We start from the raw sequence: 18176 nt of genomic DNA on the forward strand, positions 1-18176 counted from the left end.
CTTCGGGCGGGGGACTTCGTGTTGGGGACTTCGTGCTGAGCCGCGAGGGATCAGACGAGGAGGAGGCCGGCCAGCGCGAGCAGGAGGGCGGGCGGCATGACGAGGAGCCCGAGCTTGAGGAAGCGCCAGAAGCCGACGTCCTGGCCCTCGCGGCGGATCGCGGTCAGCCACAAGATGGTGGCGAGTGAACCCGTCACCGACAGGTTCGGGCCGATATCGACGCCGATCAGCACGGCGCCCGCCACCTTGTCGGGCACGTGCGCGGTCTGGACCGCCGCACCCGCGATCAGGCCGGCCGGCAGGTTGTTGACGAGGTTGCACAGCACCGCGATCAGGGTGCCGGCGCCCCAGGCGGTCTCGACGGGCGAGGCGGCGGCCGCCTGCTTCAGCGCATCGGCGATCATCCGCAGCACGCCGGTCTTTTCCAGCGCCTCGACCAGCACGAACAGGCCGGCCACCAGGGGCAGCACGCTCCAGGAGACGTCCTTGGCGACCTCGACGAGGCCGCCGCGCTTCATCAGGAGGACAGCCGCCGTGGTGAGACCGCCGGCCACGAAGGTGGGCAGGCCGAGGTCGAGCCCCAGGGCGGAGGCGCCGATGAGCACGCCGCCGGTGGCCACGATGCCGAGCCCGGCAACGAGCCCCGTCCGGGACAGGCGCACGGCCTCGACGTCGGTGGCGACCTGCTGGCTCCGCAGGACGGAGTTCTGGGTCAGGCGCAGGGTCGCGTAGGTCGCGACGATGGCCAGTACGGAGGGGAGCGCGAACATCGCCAGCCACTGCGTGAGCGGTGGCATGTGCTCGGCGAAGACCACGAGATTGGCCGGGTTCGAGATCGGCAGAACGAAGCTCGCCGCATTGGCGATGAAAGCGCAAATCAGGAGGTAGGGCAGCGGGTTCTCGACCTTCGCGGCCTTGGTGGCGGCGTAGACCGCCGGGGTCAGCACCACCGCGCAGGCATCGTTGGAGAGAAAGACCGTCACCACCGTGCCGACGACGTAGATCAGGGTGAACAGGCGGGTAGGAGAACCCTTAGCCGCTCGCACCGCGATGCTGGCGAGCCAGTCGAACAGCCCCTCCTTCCGCGCCACCTCGGACATCAGCATCATGCCGACGAGGAATAGATAGACGTCCGTACCCTTGAGAACGCCCTCCCAGGCGGTCCCGGCCGGCATCAAGCCGAAGACCACGAGGGCGACGGCGCCCAGCACGGCCCAGATCGCCTCCGGCCAGGAGAAGGGCCGGGTGATCACCCCCAGTGTGGCGACGGCGGCGATCGCCCATGTGACGAGGTTCGGGGTCAGCGTCAGCGCACCCATCGGGCTCGGAATCCTTGGTCGGAAAGAAAGTCGGGTAAGGCGGATGCGCCCTACCAGTGGCGCCCATTGCGGTTCGGGCCGAGCTGGGTGCCGAGGATGCCCCGGTCCGGCCAGGCACCGACGGAATCGGCGTCGCTGCCGAGCCCCTTAGAATTGACAAGGGCACTGACGTCGCCGGCTGGCTCGATCCGGTCCTCGCCGACGCCGCCCTCGGAATCCTGCGCCCGGACGGCGAGCCGACGGCCTCCCACCGGCCAGTCGACCGTAGCGCGGAAGCGGCGCTCGCCCTCGGCGCGCCGCATGGGGCGCCAGGGACCGCCATCGATGCTGAACTCGCAGACCGCGATCCGGCCGGCACCGAGCACCAGGGCGCGAATCTCGGTGGCGCCCGAAACGATGTGGTCCTCGGCATGAGCGAGGCGCCGGTCGGCTGGCGCGGTGATCACCACGAAGGGCCAGCCCTGCGCCAGTTCCTTGAACCGCCAGCTCACCACGCCCCGGTCGATCGCCGCGATGGCGTAGCCGACCGGCCCCTCCTCGATCTGGCCCGTCGAGCGGGTCGCCGCGTAGATGGTCCGGCCGTCATTGGCGAGCTCGTTGTAATGGGTATGCCCCATCTCGACGAGGCGGATGCGCGAGCGGTGCACGATCTCGGCGACAGTCTCGGCCTCGCCCTCCCCCTTCAGGTCGGCGGGGTAGCTGTGCATGAACAGGGCGCAGTCGTGTCCCTCCGCCTCGGCGGCATCCACCTCCCGCCGGAGCCAGGCGATCTGCTCGGCGCCGAGGCGGAAATCCGGTCCGCCGGAGCCCGGCCCGCACATGTCGAGGAACAGGCAGCGGGTGCCCGATACCGTCACCCCATAGGGCAGCCGCAGCGCGCCGAGGCCGGCATAGAAGGCGTCGAGGCTCCCACCCTCCATGTCGTGGTCGCCGGTGATCACGTGGACCGGCCGGCGCAGGCGGTCGAGCCCGGCCCGGACCAGGGCGTACTGCTCCGGCGTGCCGTTGTCGGCGTTGTCGCCAGGCACGTAGACGAAATCGAGCCCGTCCACGGCGTTGATCTGGTCCACGATGGCGCGGAAATCGCGGGCGTTGTCGGCGTCCGCGGCGGTGAGGTGCAGGTCGCCGATATGGGCGAAGGCGAGGATGTCGTCGGCCGCACTCATGCCGGTCAGACCGCCGGCACGGGGACGGGCGTCAAGCCGCCGCCATCGGCGCCGGAGCGGTCGGGCTCATAGCCCCGCGTCTCCGGCATCGCGAAGAGGTAGAGAGCGAAGCCCAGGGCGGCGATCGCCGCCAGGGCCAGGAAGGCGGTGGAGTAGCCCGCCGACACGATGATGAGGCCGGCGAGCGTCGCACTCAGTGCCGCCCCCAGGCTCTGGGCGGTCGCGACCGCCCCTTGCGAGACGTTGAACCGGCCGGTCCCCCGGGTCAGGTCGGAGACGATGACGGGGAAGAGGGCGCCATAGATGCCGGCGCCGATGCCGTCGAGGAGCTGGACGCCCACGAGGTAGAACGGGTTGTCCGACAGGGTGTAGAGGACGCCGCGGATCGCCAGCACGCCGAAGGCGGCAAGAAAGATCGGCTTACGCCCGATCGCGTCAGTCTTGGCGCCGACGAAGACCGCCACCGGCACCATCACCAGCTGCGCCGCCACAATGCAGATCGCGATCAGCGAGGTGGCGTTGTCCTTGCCGGAGAGCTTCGTCAGCAGCTGCCCCACCGAGGTGAGCATGGCGGCGTTCGACAGGTGGAACAGGGCGGCCAGCACCGCGAAGAGCAGCAGGTACTTGTTCTTGAGGAGTGCGGTGAGCCCCGAAGGCTCCTCCTGGCCCTCGGTGCGCGCCTGGGTCTCGGTCTGATCGAGACCGCGGGCGAGGTCGTCGTCGATGGCATCGGCCGGCACCATCAGCATGGCGCCAATGCTGCAGAGGGCCAGCAGCGCCATCAGCCAGAAGACTACGATCGGCCCGAAGAAGTAGGCGGTTCCGCCCGCGATCGCCGCCGAAGCCGCGTTGCCGGCATGGTTGAAGCCTTCGTTGCGGCCGATGCGCTTGGCGAACATCTTGGGGCCGACGACGCCGAGGGTGATGGCGGCCAGCGCCGGAGGGAAGATCGCGCCCGCGATGCCGGCCACCGATTGCGTGGCGGCGACCACGTAGAAGTTCGAGATGAAGGGCAGGACGAGGCAGCTCAACGTCACCGCCACCGCCGCGGCGATGACGATGGCGCGCTTGTGGTTGGTGCGGTCGATCAATGCCCCGGCCGGCGTCTGCGCGATGAGGCCGGCGATGCCCGCGATGGTCATGATCAGGCCGGTGGTCGCCTCGTTCCAGCCCTGGTCGGGGCCGCGCACGGCGATCAGATAGATCGCGAGGTACGGACCGAGCCCGTCGCGGACATCGGCAAGGAAGAAATTAAGGGCATCGAGGCCGCGCAGGACGCGCGTCGACGGCGCACGCTCGACGGAGGACCGGGGGGCAAGTGTCTCGGCCATGGAAAGCTTCCGTTGAAAGGCAGGTTCGTGAACCGGAAACGATCGGCGCAACGGGACGCACGACCCTTTCAAGTGCTGCCTTAAGTGGAGGCGCGACGCTTTGTTCCAGGGGCGGGATTAACTTCGGCGTGATCACGTGGTGGGTGCGAGATCGGCCTGCGTCGAAGCACCGAACCGGCGCCGTCGATGAATTCGAAGGTCCGGGATCGATTGAGTGTGTGGAGGCCGGTGCCCCGAAACCGGGGCCCGGGGCGCAGGATCGTCTCGACGCGCTGCGCGTAGCCCAGTGCGTCGAGGCGTTCGATCCGCGCGAGCCCCAGCGCGCCGCCATAGGTTTCGGTGCAATCCTGGACGGGTCGGAACAGCGCACCGCCGCGTTCGACGATCCGTCCACCGGAACGCGCGGAGGCGATGTCGACGACGACCGGGTTCATCGGGTGCGGTTCCCAGGGTCCCCGGACATCGCGCGCCGACCAGAGGTGCAGGCTGTCCGAGAACGAGCCCCAGCCGGCGAAGGGGCCGCCATGCTCGCCGTCGTCCCGCACCGTGGCGAACAGCCACCACCGGTCGCCCTGCCTGAACAGGGTCGGGTCGCTGGCGTTGAGGCCGGACAGAAGCGTCGCCTCCTTGACCCACCCGCCCGGGAAGGCCGTGGCCCGGTAGAGATCCAGGGTGCCCGCCGATCCGCTCTCGGGCACCATCCAGTGGGTGCCCCCGTCGCGGAAGACGAACGGGTAGGACAGGTGATGGCCGGCTTCCAGCACGGGGACCGGCGTTCCGCGCGGACCCTCGGCGCCGAAGCGTACGGCCGAGATCACACCCTTCTCCTGCCCATAGACATAGTCTTCGACGAACAGCACCGTGCCTTCGTGATCGTCGATGGGGAACGGATCGGCGTAGAAGCGACGTCCGTCGTCCGGCAGGACGTTCCAGCCGGAGGCGGGATGCGCCCGCAGGTCGATGACATCCGGCCCCGACAGGCTGCGCCACCCCGTGCGCCAATGGGGCGCCCGGATGCAGAGGGCCCGGAGACGGCGGGACACCATGCGGGCCCCCAGGCGCGCGGCGCGGGCGCCGAGATCAAGCGCCGACAAGCCCTGCCTGTGTCGGCTCGGCAGGTGAGCGCCGTCGAGGCGCGGCCCGGTTCCGTCGAGGGCGGCGAGGACGAGGCTGCTCGTCCGCACCAGGGCATCCTCGAAGGCCGTGAGCATGATGCTGCGCGCCTCGGTCCCCACCCGTCCAGAGGCCAGGATTCGCTCGCCCTCGCGGATCGTGACCAAGGGTTGCCGCCCGGCCAGAAGGGCGGCGAGCAGGGCGGCCTCCCCGGGGGCGTCGTCGAAGGCCAGGCGCCAAACCGGTACGCGACCAGCTTCGACATCGCCGCAGAGGTCGAGGATGAGGTCGGGTGGGCCGGACGCCGCCGGACCGGCGAGATCGATCCGCGCGCGGTCGACGGGCGCCGAGGGACCGTCGCCGGGCAGTCGCCGGAGCATCGCCTCGAGCCGGAACAGCAGGGCGGCATTGCCCGGCAGGGCGCCGGGTCCCGGCCGGGCGTCCACACACACGGTCACACCGGGGCGGTGCGTCATGCGTTCGATGAGCCGGAGGTGCCAGCGGCGGGGCATACGCCCGTCGAGGCGAACGCTCAGGCGCATGAGGTGCAAGCCCCTTCGCACGAGGGATTAAAAGTCGGCGGCGTGGCGAAGCGTGCCGTCCGTTCGCATGGCGACTCGGGCGAGCGTCGTCAATCCGCGCCTCATGCGGAGCGCCGTTCCTCCTTCGGAAGCCGCCAGCACGGCCAGCCGAGCAGCCGCTGTGGCGCGAACGGCGCCAGCGGAATCGCGGGCGTGGCGCCCGTGGCGAGGTCCGCGACCAGACGCCCCGTGATCGCGCCGGTGGAGAGGCCGATATGCCCGTGACCGAAGGCGAAGATCAGCCCGCGATGGCGGGGCGCCGCGCCGATCACCGGCATGCCATCCGGCGTCGAAGGCCGCACACCCATCCAGGGCCGGTTGTCGAGGGGCGCGCCGAGGCGCAGCGTCCCGGCAGCTTCCCGGGAAGCCGCCTCGATCTGGTGATAGTCCGGCGCCGCCGTACGGGCATTCAGTTCCACGCCGGAGAGGACGCGCACCCGCCCGTCTCCCATTGGCGCCAGGATCGAGCCCGCGCCGGTATCGAGGACCGGGCGGGTGAGCGGCGGACTGTCGGGGTGGAGCGCAAAGTGGCGATGGTAACCGCGCTCCGCCGCGAAGGCGAAGCGGTAGCCGAGGCCCCGCGCGATCTCGGCGGAGGCCGCCCCCGCGGCCAGCACCACCTGACGCGCCCGCACCACGCCGGCCGCGTGATGGATCTGCCAGCCGTCCTCGACCGGCACCAACCGCAGGGCCGCCTGGCGGAGGATCTGCCCGCCAAGATCCAGAAACAGGCGCTCATAGGCCTCGACGAGGGCGCCGGGATCGCTGACGGCACCCGTCTCGGGCAGGAGCATGCCCCGCGCATAAGTCCGGACCAGCGCCGGCTCGACGTCGCGGATCGCGTCGGAATCGAGGATGTCGAGGGCGATGCCATGCCGCCGGAGGATCGCGCGCTCCAGCTCGGCCGACGCGAACGCATCGTCCGTGCGGTAGAGCTTGATCCAGCCGGGCCGGCTCAGCAGGTGCGCCGCGCCAGCGCGGTCCGCCAGTCGTGCATGCTCGGCCAGGGCCGCACTGGTCAGCGGGAGCAGCGCGGCGGCCGCCCGCTCCCAGGCCGAGGTGCGGGCGGCCGCCAGGAAATGCGCCGTCCACGGGATGACCCGGGCGACATGGGCGTGGCGCAGACGCAACCCGCGATCGGCATTGCGCAGGTAGGACGGCAGCTTAGCCCAGAGCGCCGGGCTCGACATAGGGAAGATCGAGCCCCGGCTGATCACGCCCGCATTGCCGTAGGACGTGCGGGCCCGGGCCTCGCCGGGATCGAGGAGCACGACGCGCACGTCCCGCTCCCGCAGCGCGAGGGCGGAGGCAAGGCCCACCATGCCGCCGCCGATCACCGCAACGTCCAACTCGGCCTCGGGCGCGACACTGCTCATCGGACTTCTTCTCCGGTTCGTCCCGCGCCGCCCCGGCGGTGCGATGTGCCGTTCGCGTATCAGGCATCATCCCGGGGATCGAGAGGAAGGCGCCGACACGCAGGCGCGGCGGCTTCAGCGGGCCTGGAGAAGTTTGTCCACGAGGGGCATCAGGGCATCGACGCAGGCTTTCGTGCTGTCATCGGCCGCGCACTTGAAGTCGATCCCGGTCTCGCCCTTGCGAAACCGCAGGTGGCCGCCCTTCATACCCAGCATGGGCGGATGGCGGCGCCAGCCGCCGTCGCGGTCCCCCTCCGGCGGCCCCCGGCGCGGGCCTTCGGGTCGGTTTCCGTCCGCCATTCCCGGATTCGGGCTGGGCGGACCGCCCGGCGCGGGCTCCGCCGCGCAGGTGGCGATGGCGGAGAGGCTGATGAGACAGGCGGCGACGATGCGTTTCATGGTTTCGCCCTCGTGGAACTGGGGGAGCGAAGGATCGTAGGCGGCCCATGTTTCCGCCGTGCGTGCGGATGTTACGCCCCTGATTCCAAACCGGGGAGCGGCGGACCGGCGTGCGCGACGGCACTCGGCAAATCGAGGCCTCGGGACTGCGTCAGGCCACGAGGCCAGCGACGAATCAGGCCACGAGGCCAGCGACGAACAGGTGTGCGACCACCCCGAGCAGCAAAGCGCCGCCGATGACGCTCTAAGGATGACGCGCTAAGCGAGAGGAAACACCACCAATCGTTGGGAGAGCCTGTTCGACCGAGGTTGAGGAACCCGGCCGCAACCCCAAATCGAGGCCAAACCGGCCTCACGACGGGTCTTTTTGAGGCGCCAGAGAGCAGCGGCACGGAGAGCGTGCGGGCGACCTGAACTTGAAATGAACAAATTTTCAGATTAACTGAACATGAACGAACGGTCGCCAGACTGGCCTGCCGCAACCGATCCAGGAGGATGGATATGTCGAGCGGACTATTCCAGAACCTACCCGGCGCCCATGAGATGGGTGGCGTTCACGCTCTACCGAGCGAGCCGTGGCTGCTCCCGATCTCGGATGGGCGCGCTCCCGGGAACACTGGCTCGGACGAGATCCTACGCTCCGTCCAGCAGGCGGCCAAACCCTTCCGGATCGCCGCACACGGGCTGATCGCCGCCCTCGTGCTGATGCTGTCCGCGCAGATCGCATCGGACTGGATGGTACCGGCCGCCGCTCAGCGCTCCTCCCATCAGGTGGCCGATGCGACGCCGCCGAGCCTCCCGGTAACGCGCGCCGCGCTCGCGGTGAGCAACTGAGCCGCGACCGAGTATAACGAAAGACGCCGGTTCGACGGAGCGGGACGATCATGTCCGCTCCCGTCGGGCCCGCGACCGTTCTGAGATCTCCCTCCCGTCACGACCGGTTGTGCGTCAGGGCTTCGTCGAGCACCCGCGCCACGTGGCGTGCCTCGAGACCCAGCCCATCGTGAATCTGATGGCGGCAGCTGGTGCCGTCGGCGACCACGATATCGTCGGGGCCGGCCTTGCGAAGAGCCGGAAACAGGGACAGTTCCGCCATCGCCAGGGACACGTCGATGGTCTCGGCGCCGTAGCCGAAGGCGCCTGCCATGCCGCAGCAGCTCGACTCGATGACGCGCAGATCGAGTCCCGGCACCGCGCGCAGCACCGTCTCCACCGCACCCATCGCGGCGAACGCCTTCTGGTGGCAATGGCCGTGCAGGTGGGCCACCCGCCCGTGCTGGTCGGATAGCGGCAGCGCGATGCGCCCCGCCTGCAGGTCCATGGCCAGAAGCTCCTCGAACAGGAAGCTTGCCTTGCCGAACTCGGCCGCCTCGGCGCCCGGCAGCAGCGACGCGAACTCGTCGCGGAAGGTCAGCAGGCAGGAGGGTTCGAGGCCGACGATGCGCGCACCCGCTCGCACGTAGGGCAACAGCGCCGTCATCGTCCGCCGGGCTTCCGCCCGGGCCCGATCGGTCTGGCCGGAAGCGAGGTAGGTGCGCCCGCAGCAGAGCGGGCGGCGCCCACGATGGGGGAAGACCCGGTGCAGGCGGTAGCCGGCCGCGACCAGCACCCGCTCGGCCGCCTCCAGGTTCTCGCGCTCGAAGGCCCGGTTGAAGGTATCGCCGAACAGGACGACGTCGCGGAAGTCGCCCGTCACGTCGCTCGGGTGCGCCGGCTCGCCGGTCTCGCGCCAGGGCCGGCGCCATTGCGGCAGTGTGCGGCGCGCCGAGAGGCCGGCGACGCGCTCGGAGAGGCGGGCGAGGGCCGGCAGCCGGTCACGCAGGTTGAGGAGAGGGGCCAGCCACGCCGCCGTACCGGCGTAGAGCGGCAGCGCCCCCACCAGCCGCTCCTTCAGGGGCAGGCCGTGCCGGGCATGGTAATGGTGCAGGAACTCGATCTTCATCTTGGCCATGTCGACGCCGGTGGGGCATTCGCGCCGGCAGGCCTTGCACGAGACGCAGAGATCCAGGGTCCGCTTCATCTCGGGGCTGGTGAAGGCGTCCGTCCCGAGCTGACCAGAGATCGCCAGCCGCAGGGAGTTCGCCCGGCCCCGGGTGAGGTGCTGCTCGTCCTTGGTGACGCGGTAGGAGGGGCACATGGCGCCGCCGGCGAGCTTTCGGCAGGTGCCGTTGCTGTTGCACATCTCCACAGCCGGGCCGAACCCACCCCAGTCCGACCAGTCGAGGGCCGTGGTGCCGGGCTGCGTCACCGCATAGCCGGGTTGGAAGCGCATCAGCGCGCGGTCGTCCATGCGCAGGGGCCGGACGATCTTGCCGGGGTTCAGGCGGTTGGCCGGGTCGAAGCCGTCCTTGACGGCCTCGAAGGCACGGGTAAGCCGGGCTCCGAACATCGGTGCGATGTATTCCGAGCGCGAGATGCCGTCGCCGTGTTCACCGGAATAGGAGCCCTTGAAGCGGCGGACGGCGGCGCTGGCCTCCTCGGCGATGGCCCGCATCTTGGCGACGTCGCCGCCCTGCTTCATGTCGAGGATCGGGCGCACGTGCAGGCAGCCCACCGAAGCGTGGGCGTACCAGGTGCCGCGGGTGCCGTGCCGGGTGAAGACCTCCGTGACGGTGTCGGTGTAGTCGGCGAGGTGCTCCAGGGGCACCGCGCAATCCTCGATGAAGGAGACCGGCTTGGCGTCGCCCTTCATGGACATCATGATATTGAGGCAGGCCTCCCGCACCTCCCAGACCGATTTCTGACGGACCGGCTCGGGCACCTCCACCACGGCGTTCCGGAAGCCGTGGTCGCTCATGCAGGCGTCGAGGCGCCTGAGGTCGGCCAGGAGCGCGTCCCGGTCGTCGCCGGCAAATTCCACCAGCAGCAGGCAGTTCGGTTTGCCGCGGGTGATGTCCGCCAGCGTGGTGCGGAACAGCGGGATGTCGGCGCCGAGCACCAGGACGTTGTTGTCGACGAGCTCGACGGCCACCGGACCGAGGTCGACCAGCGCCTTTGTGGTCTCCATGGCGGAGCGGAAGGACGGGAAGTGGCAGACGCCCATGACCCGATGGGCGGGCAGGCGCGACAGCTTCAGAGTAACGGCGGTTGTGGCCGCCAGCGTCCCCTCGGAGCCGACGAGGAGGTGGGCGAGGTTCGGCCGGGGTTCGATCAGGGCGTCGAGGTTGTAGCCGCCGACCCGCCGCTGCACCTGCGGATACCGAGCCAGGATCTCGTCGCGCTCCGACTCAGCCAGCGCCCGCATCGCGGCGGCGAGGTGCTCGGCCCGGCCGGAGCCCGTCACGCCCGTGCTGTCGTTGCCGGTCAGGCCGAAGCCGAAGGGAGCGCCATCGGGCAGCAGGGCCTGCATGGCCAGGACGTTGTCGCTCATCTTGCCGAAGCGCAGCGAGCGGGCCCCGCAGGAATTGTTGCCCGCCATGCCGCCGATGGTGCAGCGGGTGGCCGTCGAGGGCTCGACGGGGAAGAACCAGCCGTCCGCCTTCACCCGGGTGTTGAGGCGTTCCAGCACCATGCCGGGCTCGACCGTGACGGTGCCGCCCTCGGGGTCGTAGGCGGTGATGCCGTTGAAGTGGCGCGAGCAGTCGACCACGAGGCCGTGTCCGATCGGCTGGCCGTTTTGCGAGGTGCCGCCGCCGCGCATGATGACGGGCACGTCGTGCTCGGCCGCGATCTTCAGAGTCGCGGCGATGTCGGCCGCCGAGCGCGGCAGGACCACGCCGGCCGGCATGATCTGGTAGATCGAGGCGTCGGTGGCGTAACGTCCGCGGGTGAAGAGATCGAAGCGGGCCTCGCCCTGCAGAGCCTCGGCCAGCCTGCGGGCGAGGCCGGCGTTCTGACGGGTCGCCGCACGGGGCGTAGGGTTGGCCTCGCGGGGCGTGGTCGATGGCTCAGCCGTGGCGGTCATGCTTCATCGTCCTCGCATGGGATGCGGATTTGAGCCGGATAGGCTGGCAGGCAGGCCGACCGGGGCTAAGATGGCGCTGATATTTTGAATTCAGATGGGCTTGCAAGATGATCGACCTGTTCAGCGACACCCAGACGCGGCCCACGGCGGGGATGCGGGACGCCATGGCGCGGGCCGAGGTGGGGGATGAACAGTCGGATTCGGACCCCACGACCCTCGCGCTCTGCGCCCGGGTGGCGGACCTGCTCGGGCAGGAGGCCGGGGTTTTCATGCCGTCCGGCACGATGTGCAACCTGGTGGCGATCCTGGTCCAGACCCGGCCGGGCGACGAGATCATCGTCGACGACCAGTCCCACATCTACAACACCGAGGCCGCGGGCTCGGCCGCCATCGGGGGGGTCTCCGTCACGGCCCTGAAGACCCCGGCGGGCGTCTACACGCCGGAGGCCTTCGCGGACGCGATCCGCCCGTCCGCCCGCACGGCGCCCCGCTCGGCCCTGGTGTCGATCGAGCAGACGACGAGCTTCTCCGGCGGGTCGGTCTGGGCGCTTCCCGACATGCGGCAGATCCGCGACATCGCCCACGCGCGCGGCCTGCGGGCGCATATCGACGGGGCCCGGCTCCTCAACGCGGTGGCGGCCACCGGCATCGCCGCGTGGGACTACGCGGAGGGCTTCGACAGTGCCTGGATCGACCTCAGCAAGGGCCTCGGCTGCCCGGTCGGGGCCGTCCTGTGCGGGCGCCAGGATTTCATCACCGAGGCCTGGCGCTGGAAGTACCGCCTCGGCGGGGCCATGCGCCAATCCGGCATCCTGGCGGCGGCGGGGCTCTACGCCCTCGACCACCACATCGACCAGCTCGGTCGCGACAACGCCCACGCGGCCCTCCTGCGCGACCGGATCGCGGACGCACCCGGCCTCGCCATCCCGGCCGGCGCGGCCCAGTCCAACATCCTGTGCTTTTCGGTGGAGCCCCTCGGGGTAATGGCCTCCGCGTTCGCGAAAGCTTGCCTCGATCAAGGGGTTAGGGTCCGGGCGATCGGCTCGCACCAGATCCGCGCCACCACCCATCTCGAGGTGGACGAGGCCGACATCCTGCGGTCGGCGGAGGTGATCCGCGCCGAGGCGACGCGCCTGTCCGGACAGCGCTGAGACCGGGCTGCGCATGCGGCCGGCTCAGGCGCCGACCGCCGCGGTCTCCTGCGTGGCCGCGGCACGGCGCTTGTTGCGCAAGTGGCGGAACAGGATGTCGCTGAGCTCCGGGCCGGCCCGGCGGCGCAGGGCATCGAGGATCTCCTCGTGCTCGCGCATGGCCTCGCCCCAGCGGTCGCGGTCCGTGTCGAGGTTGGCCGCGTACCGGACCCGGCGCAGGCGCCCGGCGAAATTGGCATAGGTCGCCGCCAGCGGCGCGTTGTCGGCCGCCGAAACGATCCGGTCGTGGATGGCCTGGTTGGCTGTGAAGTAACCGTGCAGGTCGCGCCGGAGATACGACGCGTACATGGCATGGTGCAGGTGCTCGATCTCGGCGTAGGCGTCCTCGCTGATCTTCTCGCAGGCGAGGCGACCGGCCAGGGCCTCGAGGCCGCCCATCACGTCGAACAGCGCCACCATCTCGTCGGGGCCGAGCTGGCGGACCCGGGCCCCCCGGTTGGGTAGGAGGTCGATCAGCCCCTCCGAGGCCAGCACCTTGAGGGCCTCGCGCAGGGGCGTGCGGGAGATGCCGAAGCGCTCGCAGAGCAGGCGTTCCGGCACCCGGGCGCCGGGGGCGAGGTTGCCCTCGACGACGAAGTCGCGCAGCTGCGCCAGCAGGGCACCGTGCAGCGTTGAAGCGCCCGTTGCACCCGGCGGTGCATCATGCGGCGCGATCGCGGCGCCGGCGTCGATCGCGGATTCCATCCCGACATCAAGCATCATCGTTCCGCCTTTACCAGTCCGAACCGGTAGGGTCGAGGCCAATCGCGCGCAGAATAATGCTTGCGTCGACCAAAAATGAATGCAAATTTTTGGTCGACCAGCCCGATCGCGCATCGTATCGCCGACGATCGCAGCGTCGCCCGTCGGCGATGCATCCCATTCCGAATGCCCGCGAGGCCACGATGACGACACGCACCGGACGCCACTTCCTGCACATTCCGGGGCCGAGCCCAGTGCCCGAGCGCGTGCTGCGCGCCATGGACATGCCGGTGATCGACCATCGCGGGCCGGATTTCGCCAAGCTCGGGCGGGCGGTGCTGGAGGGCGCGCAGGCCGTGTTCCAGACCAAGGCGCCGGTGATCCTCTATCCGGGCTCCGGCACGGGGGCTTGGGAGGCAGCCATCGTCAACACGCTCTCGGCGGGTGACCGGGTGCTGATGTTCGAGACCGGGCACTTCGCCACCCTGTGGCGGAGCATGGCGGCGCGCTGGGGGATCGAGGTCGAGTTCGTGCCGGGCGACTGGCGCCGGGGCGTCGACCCGGCCCGGGTCGAGGCGATTCTCTCCGAGGACCGCGCCAAATCGATCAAAGCCGTGATGGTGGTCCACAACGAGACCTCGACGGGGGCCACGAGCCGGATCGCCGAGATCCGCCGGGCCATCGACCGGGCCAACCACCCGGCCCTGTTCCTCGTCGACACGATCTCGGGCCTCGGCTCGGCCGAGTACGCCCACGACGAATGGGGCGTCGACGTCTCGGTGAGCTGCTCGCAGAAGGGCCTGATGCTGCCCCCCGGCCTCGGCCTCGTCGCCCTCTCGGAGAAGGCGCTGGCCGCCACGAAGACCGCGACCCTGCCGCGCTCCTACTGGGACTGGCAGGACATGCTCAAGCCCAATGCTGCCGGTTACTTCCCCTATACGCCGGCGACCAACCTGCTCTACGGCCTGCGCGAAGCCATCGCCATGCTGCTGGAGGAGGGTCTGCCGCAGGTCTTCGCCCGCCACCAGCGCCTGGCCGCCGCCACCCGCGCCGCCGTCGAGGCCTGGGGGCTGGAGATCCTGTGCCAGGAGCCGTCCGAGTACTCGCCCGTGCTCACCGCCGTGGTGATGCCGGAGGGCCACGACGCCGACGCCCTGCGCAATCTCATCCTGGACAAGTACGACCTGTCGCTGGGTACCGGCCTCGCCAAGGTCGCCGGCAAGGTCTTCCGCATCGGCCATCTCGGCGAAACCAACGACCTCACCCTGATGGCCGCCCTGTCGGGCGTCGAGATGGGTCTGAAGGCCGGCGGCGTGCCGCATGCCCGCGGCGGCGTGCTGGCGGCCATGGACGCCCTGCGGTCCGGGCTGGACGATTGAGCAACAGCTTCCCCTCCCCCTTGCGGGGAGGGGTAGGGGTGGCGCCGCGAGTCTCCGCACGGGCCGGGTCACCCAATCACCCCCACCTCCAACTCCTCTCCGCAAGGGGGAGGAGAGCCGCGCCGATCACACCACCCGCGTGCCTCTCGTGAGAAACCCGGCGATCAGATCGGGCGAGGGGCAAGCGTTCAACCGGAGGAAACCCCGATGACGCCAGCCAAGAGACGCGTATCCGCGTCGAACATGGTTCTGTTCCTGCTCTGCCTGATGTATTTCGTCACCTATCTCGACCGGGTGAACATCGCGACGGCGGGCGGCGAGATCATGAAGGATCTCGGCATGTCGAACACGCAGTTCGGCCTGATCCTGTCCGCCTTCGCCTACCCCTACGCCATCTTCCAGGTCATCGGCGGCTCGGTAGGCGACAAGTTCGGGGCGCGCCGCACCCTCCTCGTCTGCGGCATCATCTGGGCCTCGGCGACGATCCTCACCGGGTTCGTGGGCGGGCTCGTCAGCCTGTTCCTCGCCCGCGTGCTCCTCGGCTTCGGCGAGGGCGCGACCTTCCCCACCGCCACCCGGGCCATGCAGAACTGGACGGCGCCGGGAAAGCGCGGCTTCGCGCAGGGGATCACCCACGCCTTCGCGCGTTTCGGCAACGCGGTGGCCCCGCCGATCGTCGCCTTCCTGATCTACCAGGTCGGCTGGCGCATGGGCTTCGTCATCCTGGGCGTGGCGAGCTTCGCCTGGGTCGTGGTCTGGTACGCCTATTTCCGCGATGATCCGAAGGATCACCCGGCGATCACGCCGGAGGAACTCGCGGTGCTGCCCACGGCGAGCAAGGTTGGCGGCAAGCAGACCATTCCGTGGGGCCGCCTCACCCGCCGCATGCTCCCCGTGACGCTGACCTATTTCTGCTACGGCTGGACCCTGTGGCTGTTCCTCGGCTGGCTGCCGAGCTTCTTCAAGCTCAACTACGGGCTGGACCTGAAGAACTCGGCCCTGTTCGCCTCGGGCGTGTTCTTCGCCGGCGTCGTCGGCGACACGCTGGGCGGCGTCTTCAGCGACCGCATCTTGAAGGAGACCGGCAACCTCAAGCTCGCCCGGCTCAGCGTCATCGTGGTCGGCTTCCTCGGGGCGGCGGCGAGCCTCACGGGAGTGTTCTTCACCCGCGACTTGACGCTGGTGGCCCTGCTGCTCAGCTCAGGCTTCTTCTTCGCCGAACTGGTGATCGGCCCGATCTGGTCGGTGCCCATGGACATCGCGCCGAAATACTCGGGCACGGCCTCGGGCCTGATGAACACCGGCTCGGCGGTGGCGGCGATCATCTCGCCGATCGTCTTCGGCATCATCGTCGACGCCACGGGCTCGTGGACCCTGCCCTTCGTCGGCTCCATCGGCCTCTGCCTGCTCGGCGCCGGCCTCGCCTTCACCATGCACCCCGAGCGGCCCTTCGTGGAGGAGCCGGAAGTGCCGCTCGGCCGGGCCGTACCGGCGGAGTAGCGGACCTGCCTCCCCTCCCCCTTGCGGGGAGGGGCCGGGGGTGGGGGTGGTTGGGAGACCCTCGAATGGCCGAGTCTAGCGGCACCACCCCCACCTCCAACTCCTCCCCGCAAGGGGGAGGAGGGCCGCGTAGCGCAACACACAGGACCTGAGCACGATGGACGAACCCGTGCACGACACACCCCGTCCCCTCCCCCTGGCGGGCCTGCGCGTTCTCGACGTCACGCAGGTGATGGCGGGGCCGGTCTGCAGCATGCTGCTGGCCGATCTCGGGGCGGACGTGATCAAGATCGAGCCGCCCGGCACCGGCGACCAGACCCGGGGCGCCATGGGGTTCAAGATGAAGGGGCCCGACAGCATGGGCTTCCTCAACATGAACCGGAACAAGCGCAGTCTCGCCCTGAACCTGAAGAGCCCGGCCGGGCGCGACCTCCTCCTCGATATGGCCGAGACCGCCGACATCCTGGTGGAGAATTACCGCCCCGGCGTGATGGCGCGCCTCGGCCTCGGCTACGACGCGATGCGGGCGCGCAACCCGGGCCTGATCTACGCCAGCATCTCGGGCTTCGGCCAGACCGGCCCCTGGGCCAAGCGCCCGGGCTACGACCTCATGGCGCAAGCCATGTCCGGCGTGATGAGCGTCACCGGCCATCCCGGCGGGCCGCCGGTGAAGGCCGGAGTGCCGGTGGCCGATATCGGTTGCGCGCTGTTCGCGGTCTACGGCATCCTCAGCGCCTATATCGGCCGGCAGACCAGCGGCGCGGGTCAGTACATCGACGCCTCGCTGTTCGATTCGGCCCTGGCCTTCTCGATCTGGGACACGTGCGAGTACTGGGGTACCGGCCAGGTTCCGGAGCCCCTGGGAACCGCCAACCGGATGAGCGCGCCCTACCAGGCCGTGCGGGCGGCGGACGGCTACTTCGTCATGGGGGCGACGAACGCGAAGCTCTGGCGCCTGCTCTGCGAGGTGCTCGGCCGCGAGGACCTGTTTTCGGACCCGCGCTTCCGCGATATTGCCGGGCGGCTCGCGAACCGCGAAACGCTGATCGCCGAACTGGAGACGAGCTTCGCCGCCAAGGATGCGGAGACCTGGGTGAGCGAGTTGCTGGCCGCCGGCATTCCGGCCGGACGCATGAACACCTACCCGGAGGCCTTCGAGAGCCCGCATGGCCGCCACCGCGAGATGCGTATCGAGGTGCCCCACCCCATCGAGGGCAGCGTGCCGAATATCGGCTTTCCGGTGAAGCTCTCGGGCACGCCCGCCCGGGTGCGTCGGCACGCACCGCTGCTCGGCGAGCACGCCGACGAGATCCTCAGCGAACTCGGCCTCTCGGACGAGGCCGTGGAGCGCCTGCGCGCGGAGGGGGCCTTCGCCGCATGAGCGCCCCGATCGACGACGGCGCCGTCCGCTACCGCGTCGCGGGCGGCGTCGCCCACCTGACCTTCGACCGCCCGGCCGCCCGCAACGCGCTCACCTTCGCGATGTACGACGCCCTGGCGGACGCGCTGGCGCGGATCGAGGCCGACCCCGCCATACGGGTGGCCGTGCTGCGGGGCGCCGGCGGCAAGGCCTTCGTGGCGGGCACCGACATCGAGCAGTTCGTCGGCTTCACGGGGGCGGACGGCGTCGCCTACGAGGCCCGGATCGAAGGCTACGTCGCCGGGCTGGAGCGCTGCCGGGTACCGACCGTGGCGGTCATCGAGGGCTGGGCGGTGGGGGGCGGCCTCGCCATCGCCAATGCGTGCGACCTGCGCATCGCCGAGGCCGGGGCCCGCTTCGGCGTGCCCATCGCCCGCACCCTCGGCAATTGCCTCTCGCCGGCCAACCTGCGCCGGCTGACCGCGACCCTGGGCCAGGGCCTCGTCACCCGGATGATGCTGCTGGCCGAGATGCCCACCGCCGAGACCCTGGCGCCGCTGGGCTACCTCGCCGCCGTGGTGGAGACGGGGCGCCTCGACGCCGAGGTGGCGGCGATGTGCGAGCGCCTGCTAGGGCACGCCCCCGTGACCATGCGGGTGACCCGCGCGATGCTGCGCCGCCTGGAGCGCGATTCCGCCGCCGAGGCGACGGACCTCATTTCGGAATGCTATGGCAGCGACGACTTCGCCGAGGGGGTGGCGGCCTTCCTGGCCAAGCGCCCCGCCGCCTGGACCGGCACCTGAGCCCGCCGGGCCCC

14 protein-coding genes are annotated in these 18176 nt (G+C 70.1%); 6 read left to right on the forward strand and 8 right to left on the reverse strand.

Annotation, left to right across the window (positions count from 1 at the left end; translation table 11 throughout):
• Nucleotides 1-50 precede the first annotated feature (50 nt).
• From MFF30_RS09710 to MFF30_RS09735, 6 genes are all read right to left on the reverse strand, one after another.
• Entirely contained in the window at nucleotides 51-1319 is a 1269-nt protein-coding gene (locus MFF30_RS09710) for an arsenic transporter (protein WP_238279140.1), read from the reverse strand.
• 50 nt (nucleotides 1320-1369) lie between these two features.
• Nucleotides 1370-2485, reverse strand: coding sequence for a metallophosphoesterase family protein (locus MFF30_RS09715; RefSeq protein WP_238279141.1), 1116 nt, complete (start codon nucleotides 2483-2485; stop codon nucleotides 1370-1372).
• Between the two features lie 5 nt (nucleotides 2486-2490).
• Nucleotides 2491-3816, reverse strand: coding sequence for an MFS transporter (locus MFF30_RS09720; protein ID WP_238279142.1), 1326 nt, complete (start codon nucleotides 3814-3816; stop codon nucleotides 2491-2493).
• A gap of 80 nt (nucleotides 3817-3896) precedes the next feature.
• The gene (locus tag MFF30_RS09725; RefSeq protein WP_238279143.1) at nucleotides 3897-5471 is read right to left on the reverse strand and encodes a glucosamine inositolphosphorylceramide transferase family protein; all 1575 of its coding nucleotides are present in this window, start codon (nucleotides 5469-5471) and stop codon (nucleotides 3897-3899) included.
• 101 nt (nucleotides 5472-5572) lie between these two features.
• On the reverse strand, nucleotides 5573-6886 hold the full coding sequence (locus MFF30_RS09730) for an NAD(P)/FAD-dependent oxidoreductase (protein ID WP_238279144.1): 1314 nt from the start codon (nucleotides 6884-6886) through the stop codon (nucleotides 5573-5575).
• A gap of 114 nt (nucleotides 6887-7000) precedes the next feature.
• The gene (locus MFF30_RS09735; RefSeq protein ID WP_238279145.1) at nucleotides 7001-7324 is read right to left on the reverse strand and encodes a hypothetical protein; all 324 of its coding nucleotides are present in this window, start codon (nucleotides 7322-7324) and stop codon (nucleotides 7001-7003) included.
• Between the two features lie 501 nt (nucleotides 7325-7825).
• Between MFF30_RS09735 and MFF30_RS09740 the strand changes: the two genes are divergently transcribed.
• The gene (locus MFF30_RS09740; protein ID WP_238279146.1) at nucleotides 7826-8158 is read left to right on the forward strand and encodes a hypothetical protein; all 333 of its coding nucleotides are present in this window, start codon (nucleotides 7826-7828) and stop codon (nucleotides 8156-8158) included.
• A gap of 97 nt (nucleotides 8159-8255) precedes the next feature.
• On the opposite strand, the gene MFF30_RS09745 is transcribed toward MFF30_RS09740, so the two are convergent.
• Nucleotides 8256-11228: an FAD-binding and (Fe-S)-binding domain-containing protein gene (locus MFF30_RS09745; RefSeq protein WP_238279148.1), complete on the reverse strand. Its 2973-nt coding sequence runs from the start codon at nucleotides 11226-11228 to the stop codon at nucleotides 8256-8258.
• Nucleotides 11229-11335: 107 nt separating this feature from the next.
• On the opposite strand from MFF30_RS09745, the gene MFF30_RS09750 reads away from it, so the two are divergent.
• The gene (locus MFF30_RS09750) at nucleotides 11336-12379 is read left to right on the forward strand and encodes a threonine aldolase family protein (protein ID WP_238279149.1); all 1044 of its coding nucleotides are present in this window, start codon (nucleotides 11336-11338) and stop codon (nucleotides 12377-12379) included.
• A 24-nt stretch (nucleotides 12380-12403) separates the two neighbouring features.
• Here MFF30_RS09750 and MFF30_RS09755 read toward each other — a convergent pair whose 3' ends face one another.
• On the reverse strand, nucleotides 12404-13141 hold the full coding sequence (locus MFF30_RS09755; RefSeq protein WP_373320876.1) for a GntR family transcriptional regulator: 738 nt from the start codon (nucleotides 13139-13141) through the stop codon (nucleotides 12404-12406).
• Nucleotides 13142-13323: 182 nt separating this feature from the next.
• Here MFF30_RS09755 and MFF30_RS09760 point away from each other — a divergent pair, with 182 nt between their 5' ends.
• From MFF30_RS09760 to MFF30_RS09775, 4 genes are all read left to right on the forward strand, one after another.
• Complete coding sequence (locus MFF30_RS09760; protein WP_238279150.1) at nucleotides 13324-14499, forward strand: pyridoxal-phosphate-dependent aminotransferase family protein; 1176 nt, start codon at nucleotides 13324-13326, stop codon at nucleotides 14497-14499.
• A 207-nt stretch (nucleotides 14500-14706) separates the two neighbouring features.
• Entirely contained in the window at nucleotides 14707-15999 is a 1293-nt protein-coding gene (locus tag MFF30_RS09765) for an MFS transporter (protein WP_238279151.1), read from the forward strand.
• A gap of 157 nt (nucleotides 16000-16156) precedes the next feature.
• Nucleotides 16157-17380, forward strand: coding sequence for a CaiB/BaiF CoA transferase family protein (locus MFF30_RS09770; RefSeq protein WP_238279152.1), 1224 nt, complete (start codon nucleotides 16157-16159; stop codon nucleotides 17378-17380).
• A complete protein-coding gene (locus MFF30_RS09775) occupies nucleotides 17377-18162 on the forward strand; it encodes an enoyl-CoA hydratase (protein WP_238279153.1) in 786 nt (261 codons plus the stop codon). The genes MFF30_RS09770 and MFF30_RS09775 overlap by 4 nt, the downstream gene beginning before the upstream one ends.
• Nucleotides 18163-18176 lie beyond the last annotated feature (14 nt).

Origin of the sequence: Methylobacterium goesingense (assembly GCF_022179225.1) — a bacterium.
GTDB lineage: Bacteria > Pseudomonadota > Alphaproteobacteria > Rhizobiales > Beijerinckiaceae > Methylobacterium > Methylobacterium goesingense.